This window comes from Vibrio sp. 1557 (assembly GCF_033340175.1).
GTDB classification, from domain to species: Bacteria; Pseudomonadota; Gammaproteobacteria; order Enterobacterales; family Vibrionaceae; genus Vibrio; species Vibrio alginolyticus.
On sequence record NZ_JAWOVZ010000009.1, the window covers coordinates 115602 to 132488 of the forward strand.

14 protein-coding genes are annotated in these 16887 nt (G+C 44.9%); 10 read left to right on the plus strand and 4 right to left on the minus strand.

Annotated features, from left to right (window positions below; genetic code table 11):
* Positions 1-35: 35 nt before the first annotated feature.
* Together R7070_RS13070 and yaaA are read left to right on the plus strand one after the other, a co-directional pair.
* Positions 36-1469, plus strand: a complete 1434-nt coding sequence (locus tag R7070_RS13070) for an alanine/glycine:cation symporter family protein (protein ID WP_005381800.1) — start codon at positions 36-38, stop codon at positions 1467-1469.
* Positions 1470-1579: 110 nt separating this feature from the next.
* On the plus strand, positions 1580-2356 hold the full coding sequence (gene yaaA, locus R7070_RS13075) for a peroxide stress protein YaaA (RefSeq protein WP_005382848.1): 777 nt from the start codon (positions 1580-1582) through the stop codon (positions 2354-2356).
* Between the two features lie 109 nt (positions 2357-2465).
* Here yaaA and srmB read toward each other — a convergent pair whose 3' ends face one another.
* Positions 2466-3689 carry an ATP-dependent RNA helicase SrmB gene (gene srmB, locus R7070_RS13080; RefSeq protein ID WP_005381797.1) on the minus strand — a complete coding sequence of 408 codons (1224 nt, stop codon included), beginning with the start codon at positions 3687-3689 and terminating at the stop codon, positions 2466-2468.
* Between the two features lie 107 nt (positions 3690-3796).
* Positions 3797-4516 carry a tRNA1(Val) (adenine(37)-N6)-methyltransferase gene (locus R7070_RS13085; RefSeq protein WP_171345745.1) on the minus strand — a complete coding sequence of 240 codons (720 nt, stop codon included), beginning with the start codon at positions 4514-4516 and terminating at the stop codon, positions 3797-3799.
* A 330-nt stretch (positions 4517-4846) separates the two neighbouring features.
* On the opposite strand from R7070_RS13085, the gene brnQ reads away from it, so the two are divergent.
* Positions 4847-6157 (plus strand): branched-chain amino acid transport system II carrier protein, encoded by a 1311-nt coding sequence (brnQ, locus tag R7070_RS13090; protein ID WP_005381792.1) that lies wholly within the window; start codon positions 4847-4849, stop codon positions 6155-6157.
* An 85-nt stretch (positions 6158-6242) separates the two neighbouring features.
* Here the strand turns inward: brnQ and fldB are convergent, their stop codons facing one another.
* Positions 6243-6761 (minus strand): flavodoxin FldB, encoded by a 519-nt coding sequence (gene fldB / locus R7070_RS13095; protein WP_005381790.1) that lies wholly within the window; start codon positions 6759-6761, stop codon positions 6243-6245.
* 157 nt (positions 6762-6918) lie between these two features.
* On the opposite strand from fldB, the gene xerD reads away from it, so the two are divergent.
* The 7 genes from xerD to R7070_RS13130 all read left to right on the plus strand — a co-directional run bounded on the left by xerD (position 6919) and on the right by R7070_RS13130 (position 15650).
* Complete coding sequence (gene xerD / locus R7070_RS13100; RefSeq protein WP_005381788.1) at positions 6919-7836, plus strand: site-specific tyrosine recombinase XerD; 918 nt, start codon at positions 6919-6921, stop codon at positions 7834-7836.
* 59 nt (positions 7837-7895) lie between these two features.
* A complete protein-coding gene (gene dsbC, locus R7070_RS13105; protein WP_256900284.1) occupies positions 7896-8684 on the plus strand; it encodes a bifunctional protein-disulfide isomerase/oxidoreductase DsbC in 789 nt (262 codons plus the stop codon).
* Positions 8685-8727: 43 nt separating this feature from the next.
* Positions 8728-10467 carry a single-stranded-DNA-specific exonuclease RecJ gene (recJ, locus tag R7070_RS13110; RefSeq protein ID WP_017821504.1) on the plus strand — a complete coding sequence of 580 codons (1740 nt, stop codon included), beginning with the start codon at positions 8728-8730 and terminating at the stop codon, positions 10465-10467.
* Between the two features lie 173 nt (positions 10468-10640).
* A protein-coding gene (prfB, locus tag R7070_RS13115; protein WP_100068604.1) for a peptide chain release factor 2 occupies positions 10641-11739 on the plus strand; the annotation gives its coding sequence in 2 pieces (ribosomal slippage) (positions 10641-10715 and positions 10717-11739; 1098 coding nt in all).
* A gap of 34 nt (positions 11740-11773) precedes the next feature.
* On the plus strand, positions 11774-13291 hold the full coding sequence (lysS, locus tag R7070_RS13120; protein ID WP_005382861.1) for a lysine--tRNA ligase: 1518 nt from the start codon (positions 11774-11776) through the stop codon (positions 13289-13291).
* 244 nt (positions 13292-13535) lie between these two features.
* The gene (vpsR, locus tag R7070_RS13125) at positions 13536-14870 is read left to right on the plus strand and encodes a cyclic-di-GMP-binding transcriptional regulator VpsR (RefSeq protein WP_005385970.1); all 1335 of its coding nucleotides are present in this window, start codon (positions 13536-13538) and stop codon (positions 14868-14870) included.
* 528 nt (positions 14871-15398) lie between these two features.
* Complete coding sequence (locus tag R7070_RS13130; protein ID WP_005381776.1) at positions 15399-15650, plus strand: hypothetical protein; 252 nt, start codon at positions 15399-15401, stop codon at positions 15648-15650.
* Between the two features lie 131 nt (positions 15651-15781).
* Here the strand turns inward: R7070_RS13130 and R7070_RS13135 are convergent, their stop codons facing one another.
* On the minus strand, positions 15782-16816 hold the full coding sequence (locus tag R7070_RS13135) for an NADP(H)-dependent aldo-keto reductase (protein WP_005381774.1): 1035 nt from the start codon (positions 16814-16816) through the stop codon (positions 15782-15784).
* Between the last annotated feature and the right edge of the window lie 71 nt (positions 16817-16887).

A 16887-nucleotide genomic window follows, 5' to 3' on the forward strand; every position in this document is an offset into this window, starting at 1 on the left:
ACGCATAGACTGGCGCAACTCACTTTGAGGTACACATGACAGACTTAATCAATTTGATGAACGATCTCCTCTGGGGCTCGATTCTGGTTTATCTTCTTGTTGGTGTTGGTATTTACTTCACCGTTCGATTAGGGTTCATTCAGTTCCGCCATTTCGGCCACATGTTCTCTGTTCTTAAGAACAGCCGTAAAGCAGACAAAGCTGGTATTTCCTCTTTCCAAGCGCTTTGTACTAGTCTTGCTGCACGTGTTGGTACAGGTAACATGGCGGGCGTTGCAGTTGCATTGACTGCGGGTGGTCCTGGTGCGATCTTCTGGATGTGGCTGATTGCAATGCTTGGTATGGCAACATCGTTTGCTGAGAGCACACTGGCGCAGCTATACAAAACCAAAGATGATGATGGCAACTACCGTGGTGGTCCTGCCTACTACATGGAAAAAGGCCTGGGCATGCGTTGGATGGGCGTGTTGTTCTCAGTTTTCCTAATCATCGCTTTTGGTTTGGTATTCAACGCCGTACAAGCTAACTCAATTGCCAATGCAATGAGCAACGCATTTGGTTGGAATAACCTGTATGTCGGTATTGCCGTTGTTTTACTGTCTGCAATTGTTATTTTCGGTGGCATCAAGCGTATCGCAAGAGTTGCTGAGATGATCGTTCCGATCATGGCACTACTTTATCTAGCCCTAGCGCTGTTCATCATGTTCTCTAACCTAGAGAAATTACCTGATGTATTGATGCTTATCTTTAAGAGTGCATTTGGTCTGCAAGAAGCAGCAGCAGGTGGTCTTGGCTACGCAATTGCACAGGCAATGATTAACGGTATCAAGCGCGGTCTATTCTCGAATGAAGCAGGTATGGGTTCTGCACCTAACGCGGCAGCTTCAGCAACACCTTACCCACCACACCCAGCGTCTCAAGGTTACGTACAGATGCTAGGCGTGTTCATGGATACGATCGTTATCTGTTCTGCGACAGTGGCTATCATCCTGATGTCTGGTGAGTATGTCGGTCAAGCAACAGAAGTGACGGGTATCGAGCTAACTCAGCGTGCATTGAGCTCACAAGTTGGCGATTGGGGCGGCATCTTTGTTGCTGTGGCAATCTTCTTCTTTGCGTTTACTTCAATCATTGCAAACTACTCGTATGCTGAAACGAACTTAATCTTCCTAGAGCACAATCATAAAGCGGGCTTAAGCATTTTCCGCGTTATTGTTCTTGGTATGGTGATGTTTGGTGCACTAGCTTCGTTACCAGTCGTATGGTCGCTTGCTGACGTCTCTATGGGTCTGATGGCGATAGTCAACTTGGTGGCGATCATCTTGCTATCTGGCATCGTGATTAAACTGGCCAAAGATTACAACCGCCAGCTTGGTGAAGGAAAAGTGCCAACATTTGATGCGAATGACTTCCCGGAGCTGAAATCTCAGCTTGAAGAAGGCATTTGGTACAACGATAAAAAAGACTAAGTGAGCTATCACTCATAGTTGAAAGCTATTAGTACGATGTAAAAAGCCATGCAGACAATGCATGGCTTTTTTTGTACCCTATTAAAAACAAAATTAGAGAAGGGAAAGTCATGCTTATCGTAGTTTCTCCAGCGAAGACTCTTGATTACGAGTCTCCGTTAGCGACAGAAAAATTTACTCAACCTGAGTTGGTCGAATACTCAAAAGAGCTTATCGATGTTTGCCGCAAACTGACTCCTGCTGATGTTGCCTCTTTAATGAAAGTGAGCGACAAGATTGCCGATTTAAATGTGGGCCGATTCCAAGAGTGGAGTGAAACGTTTACCACGGAAAACTCACGACAAGCCATTCTTGCATTTAAAGGTGACGTTTACACAGGGCTAGACGCCGAAAGTTTATCTGAAGCGGACTTCGAATATGCTCAAGATCATCTGCGTATGCTATCGGGTCTTTATGGTTTACTAAAACCACTTGATTTGATGCAGCCATACCGCCTTGAAATGGGTACCAAGCTTGCAAACGACAAGGGTACGAACTTGTACCAGTTTTGGGGCAATGTTATTACGGACAAGCTTAACGAAGCGATTTCTGCTCAAGGCGATAATGTCCTTATCAACCTTGCATCAAATGAATACTTTAAAGCGGTTAAGCCAAAGAATTTAGATGCGCAAGTGATCACGCCAGTATTCAAAGATTGTAAGAATGGTCAATACAAGGTCATCAGTTTTTACGCGAAGAAAGCGCGCGGTATGATGGCGCGTTACATCATTGAAAACCGTGTTGAGAGCGTGGCAGACCTGACTAAGTTTGATACGGCGGGTTACTACTTTGTGGAAGATGAATCCACGCCAACAGAGTTAGTATTTAAACGCGAAGAGCAAAAATAAAGCTAATTGAGACGTAGTCTACGTTAATCTCTATCAGCACAAACGAAAAAGGGTTGGCATTGCCAACCCTTTGTTATTTTCTAGCTTGAGCTACTTGGCCCCAACAAGATTACTTCTTCTTAGCGGTTTTCTTTTTCGCTACTTTTTTCTTGTCGTCTTTTTTCTTTTTCTTCTTAAACACAGGCTTTTTGTGTTTAGGACGCATCTCTTTCACGAAACGCTCTTTGATGTCTTCTTTCACATAACGTGCAACGCGATCCATCATTGGTTGGTCGTGTGCTTCTACGATTGAGATAGCGTTACCTTTCTTACCTGCGCGAGCCGTACGGCCGATACGGTGAAGGTAAACATCAGCCGTGCGCGGCATGTCGTAGTTGATAACGTGTGATACATCCGGAAGATCGATACCACGCGCAGCAACGTCCGTCGCGAGCAGAACGTTCACAGTTCCATCGCGGAAGCGAGAAATCGCATTGTTACGACGATCTTGCGGCATTTCACCTTGAATCCAAGAACATGGAATCTGTGCGCTTTCAAGCTGCGCTCGTAGCTCAGCCAAACGCTCACGAGTCTTTAAAAAGACGATAGTGCGCTCAGCTTGCTGAGTAATAATGTGTTTTAGTAATTCCAGTTTGTGTTCAGCATCATCAGCTCGGTGGTACCACTGAGCAATTTTCTTACGCTCACGCAGCGGCGATTTTGCGTCGATCTCTGCTGGGTCATTCAACAGATCAGCGGTAAAGCCTTCTACGCCTTTCCCTTCTAACGTTGCTGAAAACAGAAGGGTTTGCTTACGCCAGCGACATTCGTTAGATAGGCGATCGACAGTAGGAGCAAAACCCATATCTAGCATACGGTCTGCTTCATCAAGGATTAACCATTCGATTGCACGACAATCAAAACGTTCTGCATCAATGTATTCTTTTAAACGGCCAGGTGTCGCAACCACAATGTCTTGCGTTGTTGCAAGGATGTCGGCGTGCTCTTGGTACTGAACACCACCAGTGATGGTGAAAATGTTGAGTTTGGTATTTTTTGCCAAAGCACGTGCTTGATCGGCAATTTGCATCGCCAGTTCGCGAGTAGGCGTTAGGATCAAAATACGCGCAGGCCCAGGCTTACGACGAGGGAAGTCTTGCAAGTATTGCAATGCTGGCAGGACGAAGGCGGCCGTTTTACCAGTTCCTGTTGGCGCTGACGCTAGAATGTCACGACCGTCCAACGCTTGTGGAATCGCTTCTGCCTGAATTTTTGTTGGGCGTTCGTAACCCATCTCTTCAATGGCTTCAAGTAGGTTTTGGTCTAGATCAAGTTCAGCAAAGGTTCTGATCACAATGAGTTCTCCACAAGCAAAGCTTGGTTAATGGTTCGCCACAACAGCATAGAATACAAAAAGGTCGCACATTATAAAGTGATTGGTGATAAGGATCACATGTTATTTCACATCTTAAGATAAAACTCGCGAGTTAACTGGATGAAATCATCACTATAGCCGTCATTTGAACGGATAATTAAATGTGACGTTTGAGAATCGCAAGGTCGTTTTGATAGTTCAAATAACAGTCGGTGTACTGGTTTCTTTTCTGATGGTTGCACACGACAGATCCGCGATAGATACCAACCTTGGTTTAATGCTAGCTCAATGAACTGCTCGCCTTCGGTGATTGGCAACACAAAACTAGCCCTCCCTTCGTCATCAAGCAAATGATAGCAACGCTGTAGCAATGTGTTATGGCCTAGCGTATCAGTGTGCCTCGCGGTTGCACGTTGACTGTGTTTCGATTGTTCGCCGCTGTTGAAGTAGGGCGGATTACAAATGATGCGTTGAAATGGATGTGTCGGCGTAAAGTGCAGTATGTCGGTGTGATGCACACTTACACGATCTGACCAAGGAGACTGGGCCATATTTTTTTGCGCGGCAGCAACGGCTGTTAATTCGATATCGACCGCGGTTATTTGAGCTTCTGTAAAGCGTTGAGCACACATCAGGGCAAGCAGGCCAGTGCCAGTGCCAATATCGAGAATTTTAGCGTCGTTAGGGCTTTGAATCCAAGCACCAAGCATTACCCCATCTGTGCTGACTGGCATACCACTCTCGCCGCCCTCAATACAAAATTGCTTAAAATTGAAGCCTTTAGTTTTCAGTTTTTTGTTCTTCATGATTGTTTTATATTTGCTCAATAATTAAGTGGATTGCTCTATTGTTTATTAATTGTATAGATTGTTGTTTTGTTGGTTATTAAATTGTATTGTTAATTGATCGAGATAAAGAACTGGTCTGTTATTTGGATCTGGTTATATCCACTGCTTTTAAGTTTGAAAACTAAATTAATATGGTGTTTTTTTCTTAAAGGTTGCCAAATGATGAGTCTTTCGTCATTATGCGGCGAAAATTTTATAGATTGAACCACGTGTACTTATTGACTTTAGGTATACAAAAAGTGGTCTAAGCATACACAACATTCATTAATTAAAAGACAAGGGTTATCTGTGAAGCAGACGTTAAAACTAACAGATATTATCGCAGTAGGCTTTATGCTATTTGCGTTCTTTTTAGGTGCGGGCAATATTATCTTTCCACCTCTAGCGGGTCAGTTAGCGGGTGAAAACTTAATGCCAGCTATGTTTGGTTTCTTGCTAACAGCGGTAGGTCTACCTCTTATTACTATCGTTGCTATTGCTGTTGCTGGGGGTTCTTGGGATCACTTGACGCAAGATCTTCCGAAAAAAGCGGCAGTTCTTATGGCTGCACTGATTTTCATCATCATTGGTCCTGCGTTTGCAGCGCCTCGTACTGGCCTAGTGGCTTACGAGATGGCGGTGAAACCTTTCTTCCTTGAGGCGTCACAAACGCATCTGACAGCGTTCTCAGTGATCTTCTTTATCGCAGCGATGATGTTCTCATGGTTCCAAGGCCGTTTGATCGATCTTATCGGTAAAGTACTGACACCAGCATTGTTTGTTGGTTTGATCATTCTTGCTGTCGCTGTCTTCCTTGATCCTCAGGGCGATATGATTGGCGCGCACGGTGAATACCTAACGCAGCCTCTGACCAAAGGCTTCTTAGAAGGCTACAACACAATGGATACGTTCGCGTCATTGATGTTTGGTATGCTGATGGTTGATGCACTGCGCGGCAAAGGCATTACTGAGCGCTCTGCAACTACTAAATATCTGATCTATGCAGGTTGTATTGCTGCTGCTGGTCTTGCGTTTGTTTACATCTCACTATTTTACTTAGGTGCGACGAGTGCAACTGTTGCTGCTGGTGCTGATAATGGTGGCCTAGTGCTTAGCCAATACGTTCAAGCGTTGTTTGGTCCATACGGTCAAATCGTTCTGTCTGTCATCGTATTGCTAGCGTGTCTGACAACCGCGATTGGCTTGATTTCTGCGTGTTCAGATTTCTTCAGCTCGAAAACACCACTGTCATACAAGCAATGGGTACTGATTAATGGTTCTGTTTGTGCATTGGTTGCAAACGTTGGTCTTGCGCAGCTGATTTCTCTGTCAGTGCCAGTATTGTTTGCGCTGTACCCTGTGGCGATTGCGTTGGTTGCACTAACATTTGTGCGCAGCAAACTGCCGAATCCACGCTTTGCTTACCGTGCAGTACTGCTTGTATCTCTGCTGTTTGCGTTGGTTGATGCGGCAAAAGTATCGGGTATTGATGTTTCTGCGTTTAACATGTTGCCACTATTCGAAGTCGGCATGGGTTGGGTGCTTCCAACATTTGCGGCTATCGTGTGCATGTTCTTCATCGCGAAACCTCGCCCAGAGCTAGCACAAGAAACCGCGTAATCACTTCGCGTTATCAAGATAATAAAAAGCCCGATGAATTACTTCATCGGGCTTTTTACTTTTTAATGATGACGTGTTTGCGCTATTAAAGCGTGTCGTGGAATTCCACAAGAACTTGTTCACACCATTTTTCGATGCGTTCATCACTCAGTTCGTACTGTGAGTCTTCATCTAACGCAAGTCCAACAAACTTGCTGCCATCTTCGATCAATGCTTTCGATGCTTCAAATTCGTAGCCTTCATTTGGCCAGTAACCGATAAAGGTTGCGCCTGTGGCTTGTAATTCATCGTGAAGTAAGCCCATCGCATCTAAATACCACTCTCCGTAACCTTCTTGGTCACCCAGACCAAACAGCGCTACAACTTTGCCTTTCAGTGGTGTGGTCGCGATGTCTTGCCAAATCGCGTTCCAATCTTCTTGAATTTCACCAAAATCCCAAGTTGAGATGCCAAGGAGTAATAAGTCGTAGTCCGCCATTAGTGATAACGGTGTCTCTTTCACATTGTGAATGTCGACAAGGTCTTCACCAATAAGGGTACGAATTTTCTCTGCTGCCATTTCTGTGTAGCAGGTCGTTGAGCCGTAAAAGAGTCCGATTTTCATTATATTCGTCGTTATTTGTGTTGCTGTTGTGGAAGATTCTAACCATAAATTGAGGAAGATTGCAGCGAATATCCTATGTGGGATGATTTTTTATGGTATTGGATTGGCAGGTGCTTTAATCTAAATACTGTAAATATAAACAGATAAGGAAGCATTCATGACGGCACAACAGCCTGTCAATCAACAAGATTTTTCGCTTGTTGAGCAATTCTTAGATGCGATGTGGATGGAGCGTGGTCTATCAGAGAACACGTTGGCTTCCTACCGAAACGATTTAATGAAGCTGCTCGTGTGGATGGAAAAACATCGATACCGTCTTGATTTTATCAGTTTGTCTGGCTTGCAAGAATATCAAAGCCACCTTGTAGATTTAGATTACAAACAGACGTCTCGTGCGCGTATGTTGTCGGCGATTCGCCGTTTATTCCAATACCTGCATCGTGAGAAGGTGCGCGCTGATGACCCGAGTGCGCTCTTGGTTAGTCCTAAACTGCCACAACGTTTACCCAAAGATATTAGTGAAGAGCAAGTGGACGCGTTGCTCGAGGCGCCAGACCCGAACGACCCTATAGAATTGCGCGATAAAGCGATGCTAGAGCTACTCTACGCGACAGGGTTGCGTGTGACAGAGCTCGTCAGTTTGACCATGGAAAATGTTAGCTTGCGCCAAGGGGTGGTGCGCGTGACTGGTAAAGGTGGTAAAGAACGCCTGGTTCCTATGGGGGAAAACGCGGTCGATTGGATCGAGACGTTCATTCAACAAGGGCGTCCTGCGTTACTTGGTGATACATCATCTGATATTGTTTTTCCTAGTAAACGCGCAAGACAGATGACTCGTCAGACGTTTTGGCACCGTATTAAGTACTATGCTTTGATAGCAGGGATTGATACTGATCAGCTGTCGCCGCACGTACTGCGTCATGCCTTTGCCACGCATTTATTGAACTATGGCGCAGATCTCAGGGTCGTACAGATGCTTTTAGGACATAGTGACTTATCGACCACGCAAATTTATACTCACGTGGCGACTGAACGATTGAAGCAGATCCACAGTCAACACCACCCAAGAGCATAACAATGGTTAGATTCATCCATGTCTTCTTGGAAAAACGATTTTACATTAAGGTGAATTTCATGAGCGTATTACGCCGACTAACTCTGCTGACTTTGCCATTTTTTGTTACCGCTTGTGGTGCAGAAGAAAGTCAGGCTCAAACGGAGACTCCTGCGCAACAAGTGGCGCCAGCTGCACAAAGCGGCTTTGATGAAGCAGCATTAAAAACTAAGTTCTCAAAGCTTGGTTTATCTATCGTTGATATTCAACCATCAGACGTCGCTGGCTTATTGGAAATTCAAACCAATGGCGGGATCCTGTTTGCTTCAAATGATGGTAGCCATTTTATCGCCGGTACGCTTTATGCCATTAATGATGATGGCAGTTACAAAGATGTCATAGCAGAGCGTCAAGCGCCGCTTAACGCCGAGAAAATTGTTCAGTTCTCCGATAGCATGATCGAATACAAAGCCGACGATGAAAAGTATGTTGTGACCGTATTCACTGATATCACCTGTGGTTACTGTGTGCGTCTGCATAGCCAAATGCAAGGCTATAATGATCTAGGTATTACAGTGCGTTACATGGCTTACCCTCGCCAAGGTGCAACTGGCCCTGTGGCAGAGCAAATGGCAACGATTTGGTGTGCTGAAGATCCGGCGTCGGCAATGCACAACGCGAAAGTGAATCGTACATTTGATAACCCTGCGAAAGACTTGAAACAGTGTAAAGAAACCATCCAGGCGCATTACAATCTAGGTCGCCAATTGGGTATTTCTGGTACGCCAGCAATCTTCTTACCGAATGGCGAAATGGTTGGTGGCTACCTACCACCTGCAGAGCTATTGAAACGTTTAAAGCAACTATAATCCATTAGGAGCAGAGCCGGCAAAGTTGTCGGCTCTTTTAAGCATGATAGAAATTCAACGACGTCCTGAACCTGATCTTTCCCTTCTTCCTGATTCCATTCCTCCGATTCTTAAACGTATCTACATCAACCGTGGGATAACGGATCTTTCACAATTAGAAACGTCGGCCCGTGGGTTGCATTCATATCAAAAACTCGGGGGGATTGAGCAAGCTGTCGATCTTTTGTTTCAGGCGATAAAAGAACAAAAACGCATCATCGTTGTCGGTGATTTTGACGCTGATGGCGCGACAAGCTCAGCATTATCAGTGCTCGCGCTACGTATGCTTGGTAGTCACAATGTGGATTACCTAGTGCCAAATCGTTTTGAAGACGGTTATGGGTTAAGCCCAGAAGTCGTTGACCAAGCCTTAGAGCTTGGCGCTGAGATGATCATGACGGTGGATAACGGCGTCTCATCAATCGAAGGCGTGCGTTACGCAAAAGAAAATGGCATTACTGTGCTTGTTACCGATCACCACTTGCCAGGACAAGTGTTGCCTGATGTGGATGCAATGGTGAACCCAAACCTTGAGAGCTGTAGCTTTCCATCTAAAGCGCTTGCGGGTGTAGGGGTCGCGTTTTATCTCATGATGGCACTATGCGTTCATATGCGAAAACACAATTGGTTTGCAGAACAGGGGATGCAAGAGCCCAAATTGATGGAACTGATTGACCTTGTTGCACTGGGTACCGTCGCCGACGTCGTTCCATTGGATGAAAACAACCGCATTCTTGTACACCAAGGCTTGCAACGTATTCGTGCTGGCAAAGCGCGTCCCGGCATCCAAGCATTAATTGAGGTCGCGAAGCGCGATGCGCGTCGTTTAGTTGCGTCTGACTTTGGCTTTGCTTTAGGTCCACGTATTAACGCTGCAGGTCGTCTTGATGACATGTCTTTCGGTGTTGAACTATTGATGTGTAACAACATCCACGCTGCTCGTCGCATGGCAAGTGAATTGGATGGCTTGAACCAAACTCGTAAAGAGATTGAAGAAGGCATGAAGCAAGAAGCGATGGCTTTCTGTGAGCGCCTTCAGTTTGGTGAAGGCAATGAGCTTCCTTATGGCTTAGCCTTATTCCAGCGTGATTGGCACCAAGGTGTGATTGGTATTTTGGCTTCGCGCATTAAAGAGAAGTTTCACCGTCCAGTCATTGCATTTGCTGATGGCGGAGAAGGGACGATTAAAGGCTCGTGTCGTTCTATTCCGGGGCTACACATGCGCGATGCGTTGGATTTCATCGACACACAAAACCCGGGTTTGATCATCAAGTTTGGTGGACACGCCATGGCAGCAGGCTTAACGATTAAAGAGCAGGATTTTGAGCGTTTCAGTCGTTTGTTTGATGAAGTGGTAAAAAAGGAACTCGATGAAGCGGCGCTAAAAGGCGTGATCATGTCAGATGGTGAACTTAAGCCGGAAGAGTTCTCTATGCATGTTGCTGAACAGCTGCGATCGGGTGGCCCTTTTGGACAAGCCTTCCCTGAACCAATCTTTGATGGTGAGTTTAAAGTACTGCATCAAAAGCTGGTGGGTGAGAAGCATCTTAAATTGATGTTAGAGCCGCTTTATAAAGGTCACCCTACCAATGTGATGATCGACGGCATTGCATTCAATGTTGATCTACGCCGATGGCCAGATGCATCGGTTAAAACAGTACGTCTCGCGTATAAGCTGGATGTGAATGAATTTCGTGGTAATCAATCATTGCAATTGATGATCGACCATATCGAAGCTAAGTAATACCTAGATTAACCTTTCTTATAGAGTACGGTTGCCCCTAAGTGGGCGTAAAATTTTATGACCGTGCTCTCTCTCACCGCAATCTGATTTCTCATCCGAAATTTTCCTGTATCTCGGTCACATTTTTCAGTAGAATTTCTCGGTTAAATTCTATTCTAAAATGTTGAGTAAACATGTTTGAAATCAATCCAATTAAAAACCGTCTGCAGGACGTGTCTCAGCGCACAAATGTCCTGAGGGGGTATCTTTGACTATGACGCGAAGAAAGAGCGTCTAGAAGAAGTCAACGCAGAACTTGAACAACCAGATGTATGGAACGAACCTGAGCGTGCGCAAGCACTGGGTAAAGAGCGTGCATCACTAGAAGCGGTTGTTGAAACCATTGATCAACTAGAGCAAGGTGTGGAAGATGTAGAAGGTCTTCTTGAGCTGGCTGTAGAAGAAGAAGATCAAGAAACATTTGACGAAATTGAACCAGAACTTGCTGAGTTGGAAGAGAAGTTAGAAAAGCTTGAATTCCGTCGTATGTTCTCTGGCGACCACGATAGCTCTGATTGTTACATCGATTTGCAAGCTGGCTCTGGTGGTACAGAAGCACAAGACTGGACTAACATGCTGCTGCGTATGTACCTACGTTGGGCAGAAGCGAAGGGCTTCAAAGCTGAAGTGATTGAAGTCTCTGAAGGTGAAGTCGCGGGTCTTAAGTCGGCAACAGTTCGCATCTCTGGTGAGTATGCGTACGGTTGGTTACGCACTGAAACGGGCGTTCATCGTCTTGTTCGTAAATCTCCGTTCGATTCAGGCGGTCGTCGCCATACGTCATTTGCTTCTGCGTTCATCTATCCAGAGATTGATGAAAACATCGACATCGACATTAATCCTTCCGACCTACGTATTGACGTTTACCGTGCGTCAGGCGCAGGTGGTCAGCACGTAAACACCACAGAATCTGCGGTACGTATTACGCACGTACCTACGAACACAGTGGTTCAGTGTCAGAATGACCGTTCTCAACATAAGAACAAAGATCAGGCAATGAAACAGCTTCGAGCGAAGCTATTTGAGCTTGAATTGCAAAAGCAAAATGCGGAAAAACAAGCTAATGAAGACGCTAAGTCTGACATTGGCTGGGGTAGCCAGATCCGTTCTTACGTATTGGATGACTCACGTATTAAGGACCTCCGTACGGGCATTGAGAACCGTAATACTCAAGCGGTTCTTGATGGCGATCTGGACAAATTTATTGAAGCTAGCCTGAAATCAGGTCTATAAAGCTTTTCACCGACAAAAACAGGATACATCGAAAATGACTGATGCTGTTCAAAACGAAACTGTACTAGAAGAAAATAAGCTGATTGCTGAACGCCGCGCTAAACTGGATGCAATCCGAAAGAGCTGCAAAGCGAACGGCCATCCAAACGACTTCCGTCGTGACGCACTAGCGGGCGACCTTCAGAAAGAGTTCGGTGAAAAGACGAAGGAAGAGCTAGAAGAGCTTAACCACGTAGTAGCAATCGCTGGCCGTATCATGGCTAAACGTGGTCCATTCTTGGTAATTCAAGAAACTTCTGGCCGTATCCAAGCTTATGCTGACAAAGCGGTTCAAAAAGTACTTAAAGAAAAATACCAAGGTCTAGATATCGGTGACATCATCGGTGTTAAAGGTGCACTTCATAAGTCTGGTAAGGGTGACCTATACGTGAACATGGAAGAGTACGAGTTGCTAACCAAAGCACTACGTCCACTTCCAGAAAAGTTCCACGGTCTAACTGACCAAGAGATGCGTTACCGCCAACGTTACGTTGACCTGATCGTTAACGAAGACTCTCGTCAAGCGTTCGTAGTACGTTCTAAAGTAATGTCTGCAATCCGCAACTTCATGATCTCTAAGCAGTTCATGGAAGTTGAAACGCCAATGATGCACGTTATCCCTGGCGGTGCGAGTGCGCGTCCATTCATCACGCACCACAACGCACTAGACATGCCAATGTACCTACGTATCGCGCCAGAGCTATACCTGAAGCGTCTAGTTGTTGGTGGTTTTGATCGCGTATTCGAAATCAACCGTAACTTCCGTAACGAAGGCCTTTCTCCACGCCACAACCCAGAATTCACAATGATGGAATTCTACATGGCGTACGCAGACTACAAAGATCTGATGGACCTAACTGAAGAACTACTAAGCTCAGTGGCGCAAGAAGTTCTAGGTTCAACGTCAATGCCTTACGGTGATGAAACGGTTGAGTTTGGTGGTACTTACACTCGTATGAGCATGTTCGAAGCAATCAAGCACTACAACCCAGACCACGCGCAAATCCAAGCGCTAACAGAAGAAGACCTACAAAACCGTGATCTAATGGTTTCTATCGCGAAATCTGTTCACGTTGAAGTAGAACCTTTCTGGACATGCGGTCAGCTTCTTGAAGAGATCTTTGGTGAAACAGCAGAACCTAAGCTAATGCAGCCTACGTTCATCACTGGTTACCCAGCAGATATTTCTCCGTTGGCTCGTCGTAGCGATGATAACCCGTTCTTTACAGACCGCTTTGAGTTCTTTATCGGTGGCCGTGAAGTAGCGAACGGTTTCTCAGAGCTTAACGATGCTGAAGACCAAGATGCACGCTTTAAAGCACAGGTTGAAGCGAAAGAGTCTGGTGACGACGAAGCAATGTTCTACGATGCAGACTACATCACTGCTCTAGAGCACGGCCTACCGCCAACAGCAGGCCAAGGTATCGGTATCGACCGTTTGGTTATGCTACTGACTAACACGCACACTATCCGTGACGTGATCTTATTCCCTGCAATGCGCCCGCAAGCGTAATTCGATAGGATGAGTAAAAAAACCACCTTCGGGTGGTTTTTTTTTGCCTTTTAGTTAAGGTAATTCAAGTTGTTGCACTTGCCTTTTAATGGGATATGCAAATAAACATTCGCCAAATCTCAATCTATTGCATAGTCTTAATACTGAGACAGACGTGAGGGGGCGGAGTCTCGATAATGTTACCCGCTCGCAAAGATAAGTTTGTGGCACAAAATTTCTATTAACAATGAAAAAGGGTTAGAGAATGGCTGGGCAGTTTAAGATGGATTCCATCCCGGGATCGCTTGTGGTAGTTGGCGGTACTTATGAGCCTTGGTTATCGGTACTGGAGCAAGTGGGCTGGAAGTGTCATCAAGTAGGTGACTTACGCAAAGCTAATACGCTGTTAGAAGATATTGGTCCATGTATCGGTATTGTTGATCTCAGCCATGACGAGTTCAGCTTGAATGGTTTGGCGAACTTAGTCAGCTCTCACAAACACGTACGTTGGTTAGCGTTTATTCGTGAATCTCAGCTTGGCACTGACACCATATGCCAGTTCATTGTTAACTTTTGTATCGATTTTTTCACAGCGCCGATCCCAGATGCACAGTTATTAAGCACAATAGGTCACCAGCTTGGCATGCTTAAATTGGAGAAAAAAGTTTGGCCTAGTTTTGGTAGCAGTTTAGATATGGGTTTGATCGGTGAATCTATCCCGATGAAACGTTTACGCGATCAAGTGAAGCGCATTGGTCCAACGGACGTCAGCATTCTGATTTCTGGGGAAAGTGGGACTGGTAAAGAGGCGGTTGCTAGGGCCATCCATAAAGTCTCTTCACGCTCTCATAAACCGTTTATGGCAATTAACTGTCGCGCACTCAATGAACAACGTTTCCAAGCTGAAGTATTTGGTATTAACGCCGATGAAGATATGGAAGCATGCCTGCTTGAACAAGCAGATGGTGGCACCGTGTTGTTTAATGACATTCTTACCATTTCAAAAGAGCAGCAAATGAATCTGCTGAGATTCTTGCAAGAAGGCACCATTGATACCAAAGATGGCGTAAAAGCGGTTAACGTGCGTATTCTTGCTGCTAACTCGTCGGATGTTGAAAAAGCTTTGATTGACGGTGACTTCAATGAAGAGCTTTACCATTACATCAACGTTCTGCGCATCAATGTCCCTAGCTTGAAAGAACGTGCGAGTGACATCGCATTGCTGGCTCGTTTCTACTTACAAGAGTTCTCAAAAGAGTACAACTCGCAAGCAAAAAGCTTTTCTGAGGATGCATTCAAGGCACTGACACGTTATTTCTGGCCTGGAAATGTGCGTGAGCTGATGAACCAAGTGAAGCGAGCGGTATTAATGTCCGACAGCGTAATGATTGAAGATCATCACTTAGATTTACCTCAACGTAATGACTCAAAGCGCAGCTTGAAATCAATCCGAGAGAAGAGTGAACGTGATGCGTTGCTGGTTGTTTTGGAATCTCATTCTGGTCAAGTTTCAAATGCGGCGAAAGAGCTCGGAGTTTCGCGTGCAACCATGTATCGACTACTTAATAAACATAACTTGATTTCCGAACAAGCCATGTAGTTGGCCTTTCCCTGTGTTAAATAGGCGAATAAATACAATAAAAGAGAGTGGCCACAGAGCCGCTCTTTTTATTTTTGTTTGGTTTGATTTATAAAATCCGCAAATTTATATATTCCTCAGGTGAATATGTTATACATAAAAGTATATGAAACTAAATTGCGGTGTATTGATTTGTTTTTAATCAAAAAGGCAAAAAATGTTTGATATATATTCATCAAAGCTTACAATTTAACCGTAACTCAATGAGTTATACCTTTCATAAACGGATTAATTTTTAGCTAGGAGGCGCAAGATGAAACATTACGTTGTTAACACCACTGCTTGCGCTGATCGTATGCCTATCGCTCCGATAACCCTTAAATCGGATGATACCAATACCACTGGCTCACAAGATAAAAATTAATCCGTAACCTATCATATTTATTACTAGGCTGCGGAAAAGTAGCGGCTTAGTATCAACAGAATATTTCTGTTCATTTTACGCATTATTTTTCCCAGTCGAATACATCGATAATCGGAGAAAATATTATGCGTCACTCTATTTACCTACAATTGGCCACTTTGCTATTGAAAGCAGACCTTAAACGCGAAGAAAAGCAATGGCAGCGCACCATACGCCGAACTGCTCATGATATTCCATGGACGAATGTTCATCTATTGAGAGATATTGGTTTAGATCGCGATGGTCGTTCTACACGTGCCAATGTTCCGGATGCAGTAAAAGTTGAACGTCGAGTTCGTCACCTTCGTCGAGTCTTAACGTCGCGAATAATGACGTAATCGTTAGCGTGTTGGGCTGACTGAGTTGCTAACGAGTCATTCAACACGCTTAACTTTTTATATGAAGTATGACTTCATTGGATAAACAGCTGATCTTCAAGATCAGCTGTTTTCGTTTGAAGGTGGTACTGTTAAGGGCAAGGATTCGAGTAAGTTGTACCTATTGCTTGAATTTCAGTAAGTAGTTCGTCGCTAAGTTGCAAATCAATACTGTCGATATTGGCTTTTAATTGGTCTAGGTTTGTTGCTCCGATAATGTTAGAAGCAACAAATGGACGCTGATTGACAAACGCGAGCGCCATTTGTGCAGGGTTTAGACCATGCTCTTGAGCTAAATTGACGTAAGCTTCGGTCGCTTTAACACCTTGCGGAGTGAAGTAGCGCGCAAAACGCTCCCACTTAGTGCATCGAGCGCCTTCAGGTTTTGCCCCGTTTAGGTATTTACCACTCAGGCAGCCAAATGCCAAAGGAGAGTAGGCAAGTAACTGAACGCCTTCGTAATGGCTGATTTCAGACAAGCCAACTTCGAAGCTGCGGTTCAATAAGTTATATGGGTTTTGAATGGAGACAATTCTTGGCAAATCGTGTTTTTCTGCCAAACGCAATAGCGACATCACACCCCACGGCGTCTCGTTAGATACGCCGATATAGCGCACTTTACCTGCATTCACTAATTCAGTAAGCGCTTCCAACGTTTCAATTAACGTGACTTCTTCTTGTTTGTCAGGGTATGGGTAGTTGAGTTGACCAAAGCAGTTGGTTTGACGCTGCGGCCAATGTAGTTGGTACAAATCGACATAATCGGTTTGTAGACGATTAAGGCTGTCATCAATTGCTGTATGGATGTGGCGACGATTAAGGCTCATGTTGTCTCTAATGTGAGGAACATTGCGAGGGCCAGCCACTTTTGTTGCCAGTACTACTTTCTCTCTTTTGCCGCTTTTTGCTAACCAATTACCGATGTATTGCTCGGTGAGCCCTTGTGTTTCCGAGTTTGGCGGTACAGGGTACATCTCTGCGGTATCGATGAAGTTCACCCCATGATCGAGGGCAAAGTCGAGCTGTTCAAAGGCGTCCTTTTCTGTGTTTTGCTCGCCAAACGTCATAGTGCCGAGGCAGATTTTACTAATCTCAAGTGATGAGTGCGGTAGTTTTGTGTATTGCATATCACGTCCTTGAAGAGTTACCGACTAAATAAGTGACTCCAATATAGGGGATTTTTAGCCGCAATCGCAAA

Bases quoted from the DNA above. Each gene is read 5' to 3' on its own strand.
- R7070_RS13070 (WP_005381800.1), top strand. From the start codon at position 36: ATGACAGACTTAATCAATTTGATGAACGATCTCCTCTGGGGCTCGATT.
- yaaA (WP_005382848.1), top strand. From the start codon at position 1,580: ATGCTTATCGTAGTTTCTCCAGCGAAGACTCTTGATTACGAGTCTCCG.
- R7070_RS13085 (WP_171345745.1), bottom strand. From the start codon at position 4,516: ATGAAGAACAAAAAACTGAAAACTAAAGGCTTCAATTTTAAGCAATTT.
- fldB (WP_005381790.1), bottom strand. From the start codon at position 6,761: ATGAAAATCGGACTCTTTTACGGCTCAACGACCTGCTACACAGAAATG.
- xerD (WP_005381788.1), top strand. From the start codon at position 6,919: ATGACGGCACAACAGCCTGTCAATCAACAAGATTTTTCGCTTGTTGAG.
- dsbC (WP_256900284.1), top strand. From the start codon at position 7,896: ATGAGCGTATTACGCCGACTAACTCTGCTGACTTTGCCATTTTTTGTT.
- recJ (WP_017821504.1), top strand. From the start codon at position 8,728: ATGATAGAAATTCAACGACGTCCTGAACCTGATCTTTCCCTTCTTCCT.
- lysS (WP_005382861.1), top strand. From the start codon at position 11,774: ATGACTGATGCTGTTCAAAACGAAACTGTACTAGAAGAAAATAAGCTG.
- vpsR (WP_005385970.1), top strand. From the start codon at position 13,536: ATGGCTGGGCAGTTTAAGATGGATTCCATCCCGGGATCGCTTGTGGTA.
- R7070_RS13130 (WP_005381776.1), top strand. From the start codon at position 15,399: ATGCGTCACTCTATTTACCTACAATTGGCCACTTTGCTATTGAAAGCA.
- R7070_RS13135 (WP_005381774.1), bottom strand. From the start codon at position 16,816: ATGCAATACACAAAACTACCGCACTCATCACTTGAGATTAGTAAAATC.